Consider the following 1,526-nt stretch of genomic DNA (forward strand, 5'->3'; position numbering starts at 1 on the left):
CTGCAATTTTTTCGACACAAGTAATTCCTTCTGCTGAAGCTACGTGAGCCAAAGCTGGTCCTGGAACAACATCGCCAATGGCATAATAACCTGGAATGTTTGTTTGGTAAAAATCGTTTACTAAAATTTTATCTCTGTCAGTAGCGATTCCCACTTCTTCTAGTCCAATATTTTCTAGATTTGTTTTGATTCCAACAGCTGAAAGTAAGATATCTGCTTCAAGGATTTCTTCTCCTTTTGTTGTTTTTACGAATGCTTTCACACCAGAACCTGAAATATCAATTCTTTCAACAGAAGAATTAGTCATGATTTTAACGCCCGATTTTTTCATTGAACGCTCCATTTGTTTCGAAATATCTTCGTCTTCCAATGGAACAATATTGGGTAAAAATTCAACAATGGTAACATCGGTTCCCATTGAATTATAAAAATGGGCAAACTCCATTCCGATAGCTCCTGAACCAACAACAATCATTGATTTTGGTTGAGATGGCAAGGTCATCGCTTGGCGATAGCCAATTACTTTTACGCCGTCTTGTGGTAAGTTTGGTAATTCTCTTGAACGAGCTCCCGTTGCGATAATGATGTGATTTGCTTCATATTCTGTAACTTTTCCGTCAGCGGAAGTTACGTCTAGTTTTTTACCAGGTTTTAGTTTCCCAAAACCATCAATAACGTCGATTTTGTTTTTTTTCATCAGGAATTGAACTCCTTTACTCATTCCGTCAGCTACACTACGACTACGATTTACAACAGCTGTAAAATCTTTATCAAATTCAGAAACAGTCAGCCCATATTCAGAAGCATGTTTTAGGTAATCAAAAACTTGAGCTGATTTAAGTAATGCTTTTGTTGGGATACAACCCCAATTTAAACAAACTCCTCCTAAGTTTTCTTTTTCGATTACGGCAACTTTAAAGCCTAATTGTGAAGCTCTAATGGCAGTAACATAACCACCTGGACCACTTCCTAAAACTATGATATCGTATTTCATTTTTTTTCTTATTATTTAAATTATGGTAAAAATGCAGTCGCAAAAGTTCGTGTCATATTGTTGTATTTTCTATAATTAATTTGAGTTGGCAAAATTAAGTCTTTTATTTGATTAAAGAAAAAAGTTTACTACTTAAAGTTTTTAAAAGTATTCTGCTGATAAATGTATTGTTACTCTTCAGTAATAAACTGCGAATCATATAAGCCTTTGTAATGACCACCTTCTTTGTTTAGTAATTCTTGATGTGTTCCTTGTTCTACTATTAAACCTTTGTCCATTACTACAATTTTATCTGCTTTGACAATAGTTGCTAGCCTATGTGCAATAATAATTGAGGTTCTTCCTTTGGTAATAGTTTCTGTGGCGCGTTGAATTAATTCTTCTGAATAAGTGTCTATTGAGGATGTAGCTTCGTCAAGAATTAAGATACTTGGATTACTCACAAAAGCACGAAGGAAAGCAATCAATTGGCGTTGACCTGACGATAACATTATACCGCGTTCTTTGACGTCGAAATCGTAATTATCTGGTA

2 protein-coding genes are annotated in these 1,526 nt (G+C 34.8%); both read right to left on the bottom strand.

Translation table 11 applies throughout. The annotated features are described in order from the left end of the window. On the bottom strand, nt 1–994 hold a 994-nt coding region (locus PHC28_RS17555; protein ID WP_300103584.1), incomplete at its 3' end, for an FAD-dependent oxidoreductase. 170 nt (nt 995–1,164) lie between these two features. Further along, nucleotides 1,165–1,526 (bottom strand): ATP-binding cassette domain-containing protein (locus tag PHC28_RS17560; protein WP_300103587.1); only part of this gene is annotated, 362 nt, incomplete at its 5' end.

The sequence above is a fragment of the Flavobacterium sp. genome (assembly GCF_028712645.1).
Taxonomy (GTDB): domain Bacteria; phylum Bacteroidota; class Bacteroidia; order Flavobacteriales; family Flavobacteriaceae; genus Flavobacterium.